Genomic DNA, 14,786 nt, shown 5'->3' on the forward strand with positions numbered 1-14,786 from the left:
GAGAATTGCCAAGCTTGGCGTTCAAAGCACCCGGATACTGCGCCGACCTGCCGCAGTCATTTCAACGCCGAACCCGACGAGGATACCCCATGAATCTCCATAGCCTGCTTCTTGAACGCCAACGCGAAGGTCGGCCGGTACGTGTCGCCATGATCGGTGCCGGCAAGTTCGGCTCCATGTTTCTTGCCCAGCTTCGCATCACTCCCGGTCTGCATCTGATTGGCCTTGCCGACCTGGATGCGTCACGCGCCAGGCAGGCTTTGGAGTCGACCGGATGGGACCCCGCCGCCTACGGCGCACGCAGCCTTACCGAAGCTGAAACCAGCGGTACGACCTTCATCACAGAGGATTCCGATGACCTGCTGACCGGGGGACCGGTTGAGGTTGTTGTCGATGCGACCGGCAATCCTGCCGCCGGCATCCGGCATGCTTTGAGCGCCGCGGAAAACGGCAAGCATATCGTCATGGTGAATGTCGAGGCCGATGTACTGGCCGGCCCCTTGCTGGCGGAACGCTGCCGGCAGGCGGGCGTGGTCTACTCGATGGCCTATGGCGACCAGCCGGCATTGATCTGCGAACAGGTCGACTGGGCGCGCGCTTGCGGATTGAATGTCGTGGCCGCCGGCAAAGGCACGAAGTACCTACCCGTCTACCACGCTTCCACCCCCGACACCGTTTGGCCTTATTATGGTTTGACTGCGGAACGCGCAGCCCAAGGCGGTATGAATCCGCAAATGTTCAATTCTTTCCTGGATGGCACCAAGTCCTCCATCGAGATGGCGGCGGTCGCCAACGCGACTGGCTTGGCAACTCCGAGCAACGGCCTCGCCTTCCCGCCCTGCAGCGTCGACGAACTTCCCGTTGTGCTGCGCCCCGCAAGTGAAGGCGGCACCCTCGAAAAGAAAGGACAGGTCGAGGTCATTTCGAGCCTCCAGCGCAACGGCGATCCTGTGATAGGCGATCTTCGTTGGGGTGTTTACGTCGTCTTCGAGGCGCCAAGCGACTACACCGCGCGTTGTTTCTCAGAATACGGTCTCGTCACCGATCCCAGCGGGCGATACGGCGCGCTTTATCGGCCCTATCACCTGATAGGGTTGGAACTCGGCGTCTCTGTCGCCAGCGTCGCGATTCGAGGCGAGCCAACCGGGACTACGCGTCAATGGTCGGGCGACGTCGCCGCTGTTGCGAAAAGCGATCTGAAGGCCGGGCAGAAGCTGGATGGCGAGGGCGGTTTTTGCGTATGGGGCAAGCTCCTGCCTGCCAGCGAAAGCATAAAGTGCGGCGCCCTGCCCATCGGGTTAGCTCACGGCGTCACGCTGCAGCGCGATATCAAAGCCGGGGAAATCGTTTGTTGGTCCGATTTGGAAGCGGTCGGCGAGAATCACGCCGTATCAATCCGTCGCGAAATGGAAGAGCGTTTCGCCCCGTCAGCCTGAGGGGAAAAACAAGAATCGGAGTGTGCGGGTAGTTTGGCTGTGCGACGTTGAATGCCGCGTATCCTCGTTGCACTTTCACACCCAAGGCATCGGCATTTGAAACCAGCATCTCCGATTTCACCGATAAACAGGACCATGGGCGCCCTGGAGTGGACGCTTTTGATCGGCCTGTCACTCCTATGGGGCGGCTCGTTTTTCTTTACCGGAGTCGCCGTCAGGGAGCTTCCGACCTTCACGATCGTCGTTTGCCGCGTGTTCCTCGCAGCGGTGATCCTTTTGCTGGCAATGCGTGTGGCCGCCCAACCGCTTCCGCGGGAATGGCGCGTGTGGCGCGCTTTTCTTTGCATGGGGTTCCTCAACAACGCCGTGCCCTTTTCACTCATTGTTTGGGGTCAGATGCATATAGCGTCGGGCGTTGCGTCCATCATCAACGCGACAACACCGCTGTTCACTGTCCTTCTGGCGCAGTTTTTGACCCAGGATGAGCGCATAACACCGGGCCGCTTGCTTAGCGTAATCCTGGGCTTAGGCGGTGTCGCCGCGATGATCGGCGGCGATGCGCTGCGCTCCCTTGGGCTTGATGTCACGGCACAGTTGGCTTGCCTGGCAGCTGCTGTTTCCTATGCTCTTGCAGGGCTCTATGGCCGCCGATTCAAGGCGCTTGGCGTATCGCCCATGGCGACCGCAACCGGGCAACTCTGCGCGTCCAGCGTTCTGCTGATACCGGTGATGCTTTTGATCGACCAACCCTGGAGTTTGCCGTTTCCCAGTCTTGCCACCATCGGCGCTTTACTCGGTATCGCCTCGCTCTCCACGGCGCTCGCCTACGTGATTTACTTTCGCATCCTGGCAACCGCCGGAGCGACCAATCTTTTACTCGTGACCTTGTTGATCCCGGTGAGCGCGATCCTCCTGGGCGCGGCCTTCCTTGCCGAAACCCTGTTGCCGCAGCACTTGCTGGGAATGGGATTCATCGGGTTGGGGCTGGCGTCCATCGACGGCCGCTTATGGCGCCGGTTCAAGTCTCAATTCTCCGGATAATCCGGGCGCTCGGTCGTCGCCCTTAGCCCGACGTTACATCCTTGGGCTCCGATGGCCCCCGCAACAGAACGATGCGCGCCCAGAATCCCAACAACGCACCCAGGAATATCATCACCATCATGGGTCGAGCCGTGCCATCGGCCAACTGCCCGACCGCCACGCCGGAAGCCGCTCCCACCACCATCTGCAGGAACCCAAGCAACGCAGAGGCCGCCCCGGCCATTCGCGGATAGGGCCCGATCGCACCGGCAAAAGCGTTGGGCAAAACCATGCCGCAGCCGACCATGAAGGGGAAGATCGGCACCAGTATGACCCAAAGGTTCAAGACTCCGGCAAGCGCAAAGACCGCCCCCGTCGTGCCTGCCGCCAGGCTGAGCGACGTTCCAATCAGGATCAAGCGATCGACGCCGAAGCGGCGGCTGAAGCGACCGGACAGCAAACTGCCGGTCATGAATCCCGTGACAAACACAAGAAAGCAAAGTCCAAAGGCAAAGGGCGAATAGCCCAATGTTTCGATAATGATAAAACTGCTACCGGATATGAAGGCGAAGAGTCCGCCGAACACCGCGGCGGTGACCCAAACATATCCGAGATAGCGCCGCTCACGGAGCAAGGTCCGATAGTTACGCAGTATGGCGCCCGGCCGGGTCGCGTCGGGATCCTTGTAGCGATTGGTCTCCGGTACCAGCCACAGCAACAATCCCACCGCGATGACGCCATAGATCAGCATGGCATAGAAATTAGCGCGCCACCCCAAGAACTCTTGCACTGCGCCGCCGATCAATGGCCCCACGGCCGGCGCTAGGGCCATGGCGGAACCAATATAGGAAAGGACCCGTGCGGCATCGTTGGGGCCATAGACGTCTCTTACAATGGCACGCCCGACAACCGGCCCTACACAGGCCCCCAAGGCCTGCAGCACGCGCCCCATGATCAAAAGTTCAATGGTCGGCGCAAAGACGCAAGCCATGCTGGCCAGGACATAAACCAACAGGCCGCCCAGCATGACAGGCTTACGGCCGAAGCGGTCCGAGAGCGGCCCTTGGAAAAGCTGCGCGAGCGCAAAGCCCACGAGGAAGGCTGAAAGTGTTAGCTGTGCTTGGCCTTCGCTGGCCGCCAGATCAAACCGCATGCTGGGCAGCGACGGCAGATAGAGATCGGTAGAGATCGGGCCCACCGACACCAACGCCGTCAACACAATCGCCAGGGTTGCTCCCTGCGATCTTCCTCCTGATTTCGATTGACCGTCAGACATGGATCCTCAAACAGGCGAAGAATTGGCGCTTTACGGAAAAGCCCCGGCACCGGACAGTAGCTTCAGGTGATCGTAGCGCGCCAAAAAGTTGCGCCAGTTTAGTGAGAAACAAGCGAATGGCAAACCGACGAGATGAATTTTTACCCGCGCCCGAATATGGTCGCTCCCTAAAAGGCGTTGGCCTCAATCTATTGGTCGCCGATGTCGCCCGGGAGGTGGATTTCCTAACTACCGTATTCGCATTGAAACCGCGCTTTGCAAACAAGGACTTCGCTGTCATGACCCATGCCGATCAGGACTGGATGCTGCATGGCGATCACACCTACCACAGCCACCCGTTGCTGGGATTCTTGAGCGACGGTGTCGCCCGCGGCTTGGGCATCGAGATAAGGCTCTATGACTTGGACCCGGATGCGGCTGAGCGACGGGCGGTCGAAGCCGGGCACGATGTTTTGGCGGGCACTGCCCATAAACCTCACGGCCTTTACGAGGCCTACATTGTTTCTCCGGCAGGATATCTCTACGTGCCCAGCATTCACTCATTCGAGAAAGGTTGAGGCGGCAACGATCGTCTCTTCGCCGCCGCCCCGCCGAACTCTATAAGCCTTGAGGCCTGCCTTTAGTACCGGTAGGCGTCGCTCTTGAAGGGGCCTTCGGTCGCCACACCGATGTAATCGGCCTGCTCCTTGGTCAGTTTGGTCAGCTTGGCGCCGACCTTGGCCAGATGCAGGGCGGCAACCTTTTCGTCGAGGTGGCGCGGCAAGACATAGACCTGCTTCTCATAGGAGCCGGAATTGTTCCAGAGCTCCATCTGCGCCAGCACCTGATTGGTAAAGGATGCGCTCATGACGAAGCTGGGGTGTCCTGTGGCGTTGCCCAGGTTAACCAAGCGGCCCTCGGACAGCAGAATGATGCGCTTGCCATCCGGGAACTCGATCTCGTCGACCTGCGGTTTGACGTTGTGCCACTTCAGGTTTTTCAGGCCGTCGACCTGAATCTCGTTGTCGAAGTGCCCGATATTGCAAACGATTGCGCGATCCTTCATGCGGCGCATGTGATCGATCGTGATGATATCGCGATTGCCGGTGGCGCTGACGAAAATATCGGCGCGGTCGGCGGCGTCGTCCATCGTGACCACGTCGTAGCCTTCCATAGCCGCTTGCAACGCGCAGATCGGATCGACCTCGGTAACCATCACCCGGCAACCGGCATTGCGCAGCGATTGGGCGGAGCCCTTGCCCACATCACCGTAGCCGTTCACCACAGCAACCTTGCCCGCCATCATCACGTCCGTGCCGCGGCGAATGCCGTCGACAAGGCTCTCGCGACAGCCGTAAACGTTGTCGAACTTAGATTTCGTAACGGAATCGTTGACGTTGATGGCCGGCACCTTAAGCGTGCCCTTCTTGGCCATGTCGTAGAGCCTCAGTACGCCGGTCGTGGTCTCCTCCGAAACACCGCGGACATCTTCCAGCAACTCGGGGTACTTGCTGTGCATCAACTGGGTCAGATCGCCGCCGTCATCGAGGATCAGATTCGGCTTCCAGCCATTCGGACCCGTAATGGTTTGCTCGACGCACCACCAGTACTCCTCCTCGGTCTCGCCCTTCCAGGCAAAGACCGGGACACCGGAAGCGGCGATGGCTGCAGCAGCGTGATCCTGGGTCGAGAAGATGTTGCAGGATGACCAACGGATTTCGGCGCCCAGGGCACGCAGTGTCTCGATCAGAACCGCTGTTTGAATGGTCATGTGCAAGCAGCCGACGATGCGTGCGCCTGCGAGCGGCTTCTTGGCGCCGAATTCTTCACGCAAGGCCATCAGGCCAGGCATTTCGACCTCGGCGATTGCGATTTCCTTGCGGCCCCAATCGGCCAGCGAGATGTCCTTGACCTTATAGTCTGCAAACTCGGCCATGCGCTTGTCTTCCACTTAATCAACAGAGAATTTGTTCGGCGGCAGAGGAGATAGCAGCCACGCAGTCCCAGGGCAAGAGGGCAAGCAAGCGTTCAAACGCCGCCGTTGCTCAAATGGTCTTGCTCAATCGCCTTGCTCAGCTGGCCTTACCGGACAACAGGGGCTCGGTCTGATTTGCGCCGCATCCATCGAGAAGAGTAGCAATGATCCCGCTATCATGCTGACGCATGACCGCAGCGGCACAATCCACTGCCTCCGTCAGGCAAAGCTCGCGGATACGGGCTTTGACCCTGGGCAAAGCAGCCGAGGCCATCGATAACTCACGCACACCGAGTCCCAGCAGCAAAGGCGCATAACGCGGATCACCGGCAATCTCGCCGCAAACTGAAAGCGGAATGGAGGCCCTGCGCGCCGCCTCGATGGTGAACTGGAGAAGTCGCAGCACAGCCGGGTGCAGCGGGTTGTACAGATGCGCAAGCCGCTCATCGCCCCGGTCTATGGCCAGCGTGTACATGGTCAGATCATTGGTTCCCAAGGCAAAGAAGTCGCTGACCTCGGCCAGGGTGTCTGCAGCCAACGCCGCACCGGGAACCTCGATCATCACACCCAGGGGCGGCAAGCGGTCGGGTAGCTGTCTGCCCTGCGCGCGCAGGCGATCAGCCACACGACCGATCACCATGCGCACGGCTTCCACTTCTTCACGTGCCGAGATCATCGGCAACAAAATACGCAACGGTCCATGGGCACTGGCGCGCAGAATGGCGGCAATTTGCGTTTCCATCAGTTCAGGCTCGCGCAATCCCAAGCGTACGGCGCGCAATCCCAAGGCCGGGTTCGCGCTTTCCCCATGCCTACGGCTTATAGCTGAGGCAAGTTTTTCTCCGCCGACATCCAACGTGCGCACCGTTACCGGGCGTCCACCCATCCCCTCCATGATTTCGCGCAGCGTTTCGTATTGCTCTTCCTCATCCGGCAAGTCGTCGCGATTCATGAACAGGAACTCTGTGCGCAGCAAGCCGACGCCCTCGGCACCGGCCATGACTGCCTGCGCCGCATCGCGCGGCATCTCCAGGTTTGCTTGCAATACGACCCGCAGACCATCTGTGGTCTCCGCCGCCAGGTGGCGCAGCTTCATCAACGCCACCGCTTCGGCCCGATAGGCCTCCCGTTGGCGCAGATAATCCTTCAGGCGACCTTGCGAGGGATTGAGAATCACGAGACCGCGCGATCCGTCGACAATCACCTGATCTCCCGGGCAGGCCTCCTGCAACAAACCGGTGCAGCCAAGCACCGCCGGCAAGCCGAGGGAACGCGCCATGATCGCTGTGTGCCCTTCGGTGCCGCCCACCAGCGTCGCAAACCCGCCGACGCGTTTAGGGTCCATCAGGGCGGTATCGGCCGGAGTGATTTCCTCACCCAGGATAATGCTGCCTTCTTCCAGATCGCTGAAGCTCGCAAAATCGCTAGAGGCCAGATTGCGGATGATTCGGTTCCCGACCTCCCGCACTTCGGCGGCACGGGACTTCAAATAAGCATCGTCGATGGCTTCGAATTGGGTGGCGAGGCTCTCGATCTCGACCCATACCGCCGATTCAGCATTGCGGCGCTCATTTTCTATACGCTGCGTCACACCACTCAGCAGGCGCGAGGAATCGAGCATCTGCAGGTGTGCATCCAACAGATAGCCGAGTTCCTCTGCAGCAGTGCCATGCAAATCGCTGGCTTTGGAGCGCACCTTCATCAACTGTCGGCCCGCCTTTGCCACCGCGCCACGGAACCGGTTGATCTCGGCGGCGACCTGCGGCTTGGCGATTAGATACTCAACAACCTTCAGAGACCGGCTTTCGCGCAAGTGAGCCAAGCCGATCGCCACTCCGGGGGAGGCCGCCAAACCCTCGAAGACAATCTCGTCGCGTTCCGGTCTATCGCCTCTGTTATTCCTCATTGAATCTATCAAGCACCAGCTGGGTCAGTGCCACGACCGCCTGTTCGGCATCGCCACCCCGGCCTCTCAGTTCAATCTCGGTCCCCGGCGCCGCCGCCAACATCATGAGCCCCATGATGGAGCGACCAGGCACCTCGGTGCCGTCCTTAATAACGACGATCTCCGCCTCGTAGCTGCCTGCAAGCTTGACGAACTTGGCCGCAGCCCGGGCATGCAATCCCCGTTGGTTGCAGATCGTCACACGCTGACAAATCTCGGATTTCTCAGCCATGCATCATCACGCCTTTGCACGCTGTGCGCCGGGCATCAGATGCGAAGCAACGTGAATATACTTGCGTCCTGCTTCCTGCGCTTCGGCAACCGCCTCTTGCAGTGGTTTAGATTTTCGCAGTTCGCCGAGCTTGATCAAAAGCGGCAGATTGACGCCTGCAACAACCTCGATCTGGCCGACCTGCATCACCGAGATGGCAAGATTGGACGGGGTGCCACCGAACATATCCGTCAGCAGAACGACCCCCTTTCCTTTATCGACATCGGCGATGCGCTGCAGAATCTCGGCGCGTCGTTCCTCCATGTCGTCATCCGGTCCGATACAGACCGCGGCCACGCCCTCCTGCTTGCCGATCACATGTTCCAATGCAGAAATGAACTCCTTGGCCAGCCGGCCATGGGTGACAAGAACGATACCTATCATATCTATTTTCTCTTCCTTGCTTCCCGGCGGATCAATTCCTATCAGGCCTTTCCGACCTTGGCTTCAACAGACCGCATTCCGGCGCGGCCATCCGGCAAATCGCGGTGCCCAACGGATACCGCGCGACCTTGCACCGACAACCATGCTGCCAAACGTTCCGCGACCGCAACTGAGCGATGTTGCCCACCTGTGCAGCCAATCGCAATCGTCAGATAGCTTTTGCCTTCGGCTTCGTAGCGTGGAAGCAGCGGGCCAATCAAGTCCGTCAACCGCGCAAAGAAATCGCCGAAGGACGGATCTCCCTCCACAAAAGCCGCCACTTCCGGTTCCAGACCGCTGAGATGGCGAAGTCCGTTTTCATAGTGCGGGTTACGTAGAAACCGCACGTCGAATACCAGATCCGCCTCACGTGGCAAGCCCTGCCGATATGAAAAGGAGGTGATGTGGAGCACGAGGCCCCCACCACTCTCCAAATCAAGCAAACCGGACAGAATTCTTGCCAAATCCACGGTTTTCAAGCCGGTCGTATCGATATGGTGGGTTGCCCGCTCCCGCAAGGGCGCCAGCATCTGCCGCTCGGCGGCGATGCCGTCTGCAAGCGGGCGCTCCTTGGCCAGGGGATGACGCCGCCGTGTTTCGGTAAAGCGCTTTATCAGCGCATCATCGTCGCATTCCAGGAAAATCAGCGACAGCGAAATTGCCGCATCGCGCATCAACAGATCTAGTGTCTCAAGGAACCGCTGCGCCATGAAATCGCGTGTGCGCATATCCATGCCGATGGCCAAGGGGCGCATTCCGTCGCTGCCGCGGATGGCGCGCTCCAACAGTCGCGTGGGCAAATTATCCATCGCCTCGAAGCCGGCGTCCTCAAGAATATGCAAGGCCGTGCTGCGGCCTGCCCCGGAAAGGCCCGTGACCAGAACCACAACCTGAGCATCCGACCGCTTCATGGTATCCGACGGTGTTTGCGCCGGACCCAAACTGCGAAGCGCTACCCGCAGTTTTGCCGGCGCCGAGGCCGCGAAGGGATCCAGGGCCAATCTTGGTAATGGCAAGTCCAAGACGGTCTCGCTACTGGGTTCGGGCAAGCGCTCGACGGCACCCGGCCCGACGAGATCCACCATAAGGTCTACAGGTGTCCGAGAGAGGCTTGGCACTGGGCGTATGCCGATGCCGCGCACTTCCAACTGTCCCGCGATATTATCCGGTGCGCGGGCCATCAAAACGTCGGCCTCCCTGGTGAGAATGGTCTGATCGTCGGCAACCAAGCGAGCGCCTTGCTCGATCAAGCGAAGCGCCAAGTCCGACTTTCCAGACCCGGAGGGACCACGCAGCAACACACCTCGCCCCTCCAGAGCGAGACAGGTAGCATGTAAGCGGATTTCCTTCATGGCTGCCGTTCCCAATATGATCCGGCGGCCAGCTTACTCCAGAGGCAGGCGGACCTCAAAGCACGCTCCGCAGACCTCCCCTGAGGAATCCAGGCGGTTGTTGGCCCGGATCGCCCCACCGTGCGCCTCCACGATCTGTTTGGAAATGGAAAGGCCCAGCCCGGAATGTGTTCCAAACTTCTCGCCCTTTGGCCGCTCGCTGTAAAAACGGTCGAAAATCGCTTCGAGCTTGCCTTCCGGTATGCCGCCGCCCTCGTCTTCTACCATGACAACCGCTTCTTGGCCGTCACGACGTAAGGAAAGTTTCAAAAGACCGCCGGGAGGGCTGAAGCTAATGGCATTGGCCATAAGATTACGAAAAACCTGGCCAAGTCGGCCTTCCATTCCGATAACCGTCAGCTCGCCCGCGCGTTTTTCGTCCTGAATCTCAATTTCGAAGCGCGGCCCCGCGTCTTTTTGCGTTTCAGAGTAGGAGGTAAAGACCGCGTTCAGGAGTTGCTTCAAATCGACAGCCTCGGTCTGAGCACGGCTTAGCTCCGCGTCCAGCCGCGAAGCATCGGAAATATCGCTAATTAGCCGATCGAGGCGCTGGACATCGTCCAGGATGATCGCCATCAACTTGCGCTGCTGTGTCGGATCGTCGATTCGGGCAACGGTCTCCACCGCACTCCGCACGGACGTCAGCGGGTTCTTGATCTCGTGCGAGACGTCCGCCGCGAAACGTTCGATCGCATCCATGCGGTTCCAAAGCGCCTCGGTCATCTCCCGCAGGGCTTCCGATAGCTCGCCGATCTCGTCCCGGCGTCTGGAAAAGTCCGGTATCTGAGCCCGCCGGTTTTTGGAGCGTCGCACCTGGTCCGCAGCCTCAACCAGCTGGCGAATAGGCCGCGCGATCGTGCCTGACAGGTAAAAGGAAACCAGAACGGTTGCAGCCATTGCCACGGCGAAGACCCAGAGGATATCCGCTCGCCGGTCGCGCACCGCGGCCTCGATGCTGGCGCCGTCGCTGGACAGCATCAGGGCAGCCAGGACCTGGCGGTAACGCTGCAGGGGTACGGCAACCGACAGAACCAGGCCACCCTTGCCGTCGCGCCGGGCAACACCGGTACTCTCGCCCAGCAAGGCCCGCTCGATCTCTTCGTAGTCCTGGGCGGTCTGGCCCCGGTTCTCCCGGTACAGCGGCAGATCGCTCCGGCCGGCAAACAGGTCCATGAAGCGATCGAACTGGCGGCTGAGCCATCCGGCGATGCCGCTGCGTGGGCGCGGCGGCGGGAGTTCCGTCACCTCAATACCGCTGCTCAGACCGGCGATACGGAAGGAATCGGCGATGAGTTCGCCTTCACGATGGAAGATGCGGGCGCGAATGGTTGAATCGCCCAGCAATAGCCGGGTGATCCGGGCTGCCTGTTCAGCCACGAGGCGCTGCTCGCCGTTGGCCGCCACCACGACGGCGCCGCCTGCCAGTGAAAAAGAGTAGGCCCGGGCCTGCGTCGTCAGGGCCTGCAGTTCGGCCGCGATCAGGCCTTTGCGATAATCGTCCAGGTGCATCAATCCCAACACCGGGATGACCAACACAAGCAAATTCAACGCCAAAATCCGGCGCGTCAGAGGTGAGCGCCAGCGCGGCCTGAAGCGCCGCTTGCCAGGTCGCCGGCCTTTCACGTCGCGCGACGCCTCCACCGGGTCTTTATCCTGTGCGGGCGGGACAAAATTCATGGCGACCTAAAAGCATTTCCCCTTCGCTACCACGCGGTCTTTGTTGCTGTGCCGTTAGCGAAAGGGTCAGCGCTGCGCGCCCCTCCCGCGAATCAGGCGTCCTTATAGCGGTAGCCTACCCCATAGAGGGTTTCAATCTGCGAGAAATCGTCATCAGCCGCCTTGAACTTCTTTCGCAAGCGTTTGATGTGACTGTCGATCGTGCGGTCATCCACATAGATGGACTCTCCATAAGCCGCGTCCATCAATTGATCGCGGTTCTTCACGTGCCCCGGGCGCTGTGCCAGCACTTTCAGGATCAGGAATTCCGTCACGGTAAGGTTCACCGCCTCGCCCTTCCACGTGCAAAGATGGCGGCTCGGATCAAGCACCAGATCGCCCCTGGCGATCGGCTTTTCGGTAACGGCCTCCCCGCCTTCGCGCATGGCTCTCTCGCGCCGCAGAAGGGTGCGAATGCGCTCGATCAACAAGCGTTGGGAAAAGGGCTTCTTTATGTAGTCGTCGGCCCCCATACGCAGGCCCAACACCTCATCCACCTCCTCGTCCTTGGAGGTCAGGAAGATGACTGGCAGGCTGGAATCCTGTCGCAAGCGGCCCAAAAGCTCCATACCGTCCATACGAGGCATCTTGATATCCAAAATCGCCAGATCGACCGGGTTGGCGGTGATTCCGCGCAGCGCCTCGGCACCGTCGTTGTAAGTGCGGACCTTGTAGCCCTCCGCCTCCAGCGCGATGGACACGGATGCCAGTATGTTGCGGTCGTCATCGACCAGCGCGATGGTTGCCTGCATGAGCGTCATGCCCCCTTGATTGCCCCAAAGATGGGGATTGGTTCTTTCCAACGCCATAGTCATGATCTCACCCCGAAAAATAAACCCGCTTTTCCTATTCTCCACAGTGTGATGGGATTACGGCGCCAATTAGGCACATCCACGACCATAACGCGGCGTTGAGATCGACAGATCATGAACCCGACGGACAAAGGCAAGGCAAAGTTTCGTCCCGCAGAGGAGGTAGCCCGTCTGCTTGCGCAGGCCCGCACCGCCAGCCTGGCGACAGGCCTGGCCCGCGACGGCAGCGGTTGGCCCTATGCGTCACTGGTATTGCTGGCGGCACACAGGACCTTGGGACCGCTTTTGCTTTTATCCGACCTTGCGGATCACACCAGGAATCTCCAGGCCGACCAACGTGCCGCCCTGCTGGTGACACAAAGCAATCCGACGGGCGATCCGCTTTCAGCGTCACGGGTAACACTTTTAGGCCGTTTCTGGCCGGTGCCCGAAGCGCTGGCGGAAGACGCCCGCGACGTCTTCCTGGCGCGTCATGGCGGCGCTGCCGCCTATGCGGATTTCAAGGATTTCCACCTGTACAACATGGCGATCGAACAAGCCCACCTGATAGCGGGCTTTGGCCGTATCCACTGGTTGGGAGCGCACGAACTCGAAAGCGCGGGTATTCTTTCGGCAAGAATTCCGGAAAACCGGAGGCCGTGAGCGATAAGTATGGTTGCCTGGTAAAGTTCCAGAGGGCATAACCCAAGGATCAATCCCCAAGGGTGAATTTGATGCCACCCTCCGATCAAACTCCGGTTGGCCCGTTGAGCAAAGGCACCAGTAGCGAATAGGCGCGAGCCGGCAAAGCGTAACTCAGGAGACCACGACAGTGAGCAGCAAGGATATCGGACCCGTCGTCAGCCAGAATGGCCTGCACCTTCATGGAATCGGCCACTATCGGACGGCGCACTGGAACCTTCCAGCCGCCGCCTTGGTCCAGCACGCGCTGTGTCGCGGCGAAGGCAATCTGGCTCAGGGCGGATCTTTCGTCGCCTTGACCGGCGATCAGACCGGACGCTCACCCAACGACAAGTTCATTGTCGAGGACGCCAAATCGCGCAGTTCCATCTGGTGGGGCAAGGTAAACGTGGCAACCGACGAGAACGTCTATCGTCGTCTATACGGCAAGGTTGCCGCCTATCTACAAGCCCGCGATCTCTTCGTCCAGGACCTCTTTGCAGGAGCCGATCCGGAGTATCGCCTGAAGGTCCGCGTGGTGTCGGAGAATGCCTGGCACGCGCTTTTCGCCCGCAACATGTTCATTCGCCCAGGCCACGATCAGCTCAAGGACTTCACGCCCGATTTCACGGTGCTGCACGCTCCGCACCTGCAAGCCGATCCGGAAACGGACGGCACGACGTCCTCGACCTTCATCGTCGTCAATTTCACTGACCGGGTGATCCTGATCGGCGGCACCCGCTACGCGGGCGAGATCAAGAAATCCATCTTCTCGATCCTCAACTTCCTGCTCCCCGAGAAGAATGTTCTCCCCATGCACTGCTCCGCTAACATTGGGCGCGGCGGCGACACGGCGATCTTCTTCGGCCTTTCCGGGACTGGCAAGACGACGCTTTCGGCGGACCCGGATCGCACGCTGATCGGCGATGATGAGCACGGTTGGTCCGATCGCGGCGTTTTCAATTTCGAAGGCGGCTGCTATGCCAAGGTGATTCGTCTTTCGTCGGAAGCCGAGCCGGAGATCCACGCCACCACCAGCCGCTTCGGCACCATCCTGGAAAACGTGGTGATGGACCCGCTGACCGGACAGCTCGATCTGGATGACAACCGCTACACCGAGAACACTCGGGCCAGCTATCCCATCGACTTCATTCCCAACGTCACGCTTTCGGGCCAGGGCAATCAACCCGACAACATCATCATGCTGACGGCCGACGCGTTCGGCGTGCTGCCGCCGATCTCCCGTTTGACGCCCGAGCAGGCCATGTATCACTTCCTATCGGGCTATACGGCCCGCGTGGCCGGAACGGAACGCGGCCTCGGCAACGAGCCGCAGGCGACCTTCTCCACCTGTTTCGGTGCCCCCTTCATGCCGCGCCACCCCAGCGTTTATGCCAAGATGCTGGGCGAGAAGATGGCCAAGACCGGCGCCAAATGCTGGCTGGTCAACACCGGTTGGACCGGCGGCGCTTACGGTGTCGGCGAGCGCATGAAGATAAGCTACACCCGCGCCATGGTGCGGGCCGCACTCGACGGCCGGCTTGCCGATGTGGCGACCACCATCCACCCGCAGTTCGGCCTGCAGGTCCCGACAAGCTGCCCGGACGTACCGGCCGAGGTGCTTGACCCCCGCGCCACCTGGTCGAACAAGGACGCCTATGACCAGAGCGCCCGCGATCTGTCGCGCCGTTTCGAGGAGAACTTCAAGCAGTTCGAATCACACGTGGACGAGGATGTGAAGGCCGCCGGAATCTACGCCGCCGCTTGACGCCCTACAGGTATCATTTCAAGAATCAGTGAGGGCTTTGTTGAGGAACGTTTGGACGGCGGTCCACTTGTCCAAGCTCCCGGCACGCGCCCTCGGTGCGCTTATGTCTGGCGC

13 protein-coding genes are annotated in these 14,786 nt (G+C 60.2%); 5 read left to right on the forward strand and 8 right to left on the reverse strand.

Annotated elements, in window-relative coordinates:
- The first annotated feature begins 89 nt into the window (after positions 1-89).
- Together ABIE63_RS14155 and ABIE63_RS14160 are read left to right on the forward strand one after the other, a co-directional pair.
- Positions 90-1,436, forward strand: a complete 1,347-nt coding sequence (locus ABIE63_RS14155) for an NAD(P)H-dependent oxidoreductase (protein ID WP_183417219.1) — start codon at positions 90-92, stop codon at positions 1,434-1,436.
- A gap of 96 nt (positions 1,437-1,532) precedes the next feature.
- The gene (locus tag ABIE63_RS14160; protein WP_354505160.1) at positions 1,533-2,477 is read left to right on the forward strand and encodes a DMT family transporter; all 945 of its coding nucleotides are present in this window, start codon (positions 1,533-1,535) and stop codon (positions 2,475-2,477) included.
- A gap of 22 nt (positions 2,478-2,499) precedes the next feature.
- Here ABIE63_RS14160 and ABIE63_RS14165 read toward each other — a convergent pair whose 3' ends face one another.
- Complete coding sequence (locus ABIE63_RS14165) at positions 2,500-3,732, reverse strand: multidrug effflux MFS transporter (protein WP_354505162.1); 1,233 nt, start codon at positions 3,730-3,732, stop codon at positions 2,500-2,502.
- A gap of 116 nt (positions 3,733-3,848) precedes the next feature.
- Here ABIE63_RS14165 and ABIE63_RS14170 point away from each other — a divergent pair, with 116 nt between their 5' ends.
- Positions 3,849-4,289, forward strand: coding sequence for a hypothetical protein (locus ABIE63_RS14170; RefSeq protein ID WP_354505164.1), 441 nt, complete (start codon positions 3,849-3,851; stop codon positions 4,287-4,289).
- A 62-nt stretch (positions 4,290-4,351) separates the two neighbouring features.
- Here the strand turns inward: ABIE63_RS14170 and ahcY are convergent, their stop codons facing one another.
- From ahcY to ABIE63_RS14205, 7 genes are all read right to left on the reverse strand, one after another.
- Positions 4,352-5,647, reverse strand: a complete 1,296-nt coding sequence (gene ahcY, locus ABIE63_RS14175) for an adenosylhomocysteinase (protein WP_183417222.1) — start codon at positions 5,645-5,647, stop codon at positions 4,352-4,354.
- 136 nt (positions 5,648-5,783) lie between these two features.
- Positions 5,784-7,592 carry a phosphoenolpyruvate--protein phosphotransferase gene (ptsP, locus tag ABIE63_RS14180; protein WP_354505166.1) on the reverse strand — a complete coding sequence of 603 codons (1,809 nt, stop codon included), beginning with the start codon at positions 7,590-7,592 and terminating at the stop codon, positions 5,784-5,786.
- The gene (locus ABIE63_RS14185; protein WP_183417224.1) at positions 7,582-7,863 is read right to left on the reverse strand and encodes an HPr family phosphocarrier protein; all 282 of its coding nucleotides are present in this window, start codon (positions 7,861-7,863) and stop codon (positions 7,582-7,584) included. Before ABIE63_RS14185 ends, ptsP begins: the two co-directional genes overlap by 11 nt.
- Positions 7,864-7,869: 6 nt before the next feature.
- Positions 7,870-8,286: a PTS sugar transporter subunit IIA gene (locus tag ABIE63_RS14190; protein ID WP_183417225.1), complete on the reverse strand. Its 417-nt coding sequence runs from the start codon at positions 8,284-8,286 to the stop codon at positions 7,870-7,872.
- Positions 8,287-8,327: 41 nt separating this feature from the next.
- Positions 8,328-9,677 (reverse strand): RNase adapter RapZ, encoded by a 1,350-nt coding sequence (rapZ, locus tag ABIE63_RS14195; protein ID WP_354505169.1) that lies wholly within the window; start codon positions 9,675-9,677, stop codon positions 8,328-8,330.
- A gap of 33 nt (positions 9,678-9,710) precedes the next feature.
- Positions 9,711-11,393 (reverse strand): stimulus-sensing domain-containing protein, encoded by a 1,683-nt coding sequence (locus ABIE63_RS14200; protein ID WP_354505171.1) that lies wholly within the window; start codon positions 11,391-11,393, stop codon positions 9,711-9,713.
- 92 nt (positions 11,394-11,485) lie between these two features.
- Positions 11,486-12,184 carry a response regulator transcription factor gene (locus tag ABIE63_RS14205; protein WP_354505332.1) on the reverse strand — a complete coding sequence of 233 codons (699 nt, stop codon included), beginning with the start codon at positions 12,182-12,184 and terminating at the stop codon, positions 11,486-11,488.
- A gap of 174 nt (positions 12,185-12,358) precedes the next feature.
- Between ABIE63_RS14205 and ABIE63_RS14210 the strand changes: the two genes are divergently transcribed.
- Together ABIE63_RS14210 and ABIE63_RS14215 are read left to right on the forward strand one after the other, a co-directional pair.
- Positions 12,359-12,886, forward strand: coding sequence for a pyridoxamine 5'-phosphate oxidase family protein (locus ABIE63_RS14210; RefSeq protein ID WP_354505173.1), 528 nt, complete (start codon positions 12,359-12,361; stop codon positions 12,884-12,886).
- Between the two features lie 169 nt (positions 12,887-13,055).
- Complete coding sequence (locus ABIE63_RS14215) at positions 13,056-14,672, forward strand: phosphoenolpyruvate carboxykinase (RefSeq protein ID WP_354505175.1); 1,617 nt, start codon at positions 13,056-13,058, stop codon at positions 14,670-14,672.
- Positions 14,673-14,786: the final 114 nt, after the last annotated feature.

This window comes from Limibacillus sp. MBR-115 (genome assembly GCF_040549425.1).
GTDB lineage: Bacteria > Pseudomonadota > Alphaproteobacteria > Kiloniellales > CECT-8803 > Limibacillus > Limibacillus halophilus.

Bases quoted from the DNA above. Each gene is read 5' to 3' on its own strand.
- ABIE63_RS14190 (WP_183417225.1), bottom strand. From the start codon at position 8,286: ATGATAGGTATCGTTCTTGTCACCCATGGCCGGCTGGCCAAGGAGTTC.
- ABIE63_RS14185 (WP_183417224.1), bottom strand. From the start codon at position 7,863: ATGGCTGAGAAATCCGAGATTTGTCAGCGTGTGACGATCTGCAACCAA.
- ptsP (WP_354505166.1), bottom strand. From the start codon at position 7,592: ATGAGGAATAACAGAGGCGATAGACCGGAACGCGACGAGATTGTCTTC.
- ABIE63_RS14200 (WP_354505171.1), bottom strand. From the start codon at position 11,393: ATGAATTTTGTCCCGCCCGCACAGGATAAAGACCCGGTGGAGGCGTCG.
- ABIE63_RS14210 (WP_354505173.1), top strand. From the start codon at position 12,359: ATGAACCCGACGGACAAAGGCAAGGCAAAGTTTCGTCCCGCAGAGGAG.
- ABIE63_RS14205 (WP_354505332.1), bottom strand. From the start codon at position 12,184: ATGCAGGCAACCATCGCGCTGGTCGATGACGACCGCAACATACTGGCA.
- ahcY (WP_183417222.1), bottom strand. From the start codon at position 5,647: ATGGCCGAGTTTGCAGACTATAAGGTCAAGGACATCTCGCTGGCCGAT.
- ABIE63_RS14165 (WP_354505162.1), bottom strand. From the start codon at position 3,732: ATGTCTGACGGTCAATCGAAATCAGGAGGAAGATCGCAGGGAGCAACC.
- ABIE63_RS14170 (WP_354505164.1), top strand. From the start codon at position 3,849: ATGGCAAACCGACGAGATGAATTTTTACCCGCGCCCGAATATGGTCGC.
- rapZ (WP_354505169.1), bottom strand. From the start codon at position 9,677: ATGAAGGAAATCCGCTTACATGCTACCTGTCTCGCTCTGGAGGGGCGA.
- ABIE63_RS14155 (WP_183417219.1), top strand. From the start codon at position 90: ATGAATCTCCATAGCCTGCTTCTTGAACGCCAACGCGAAGGTCGGCCG.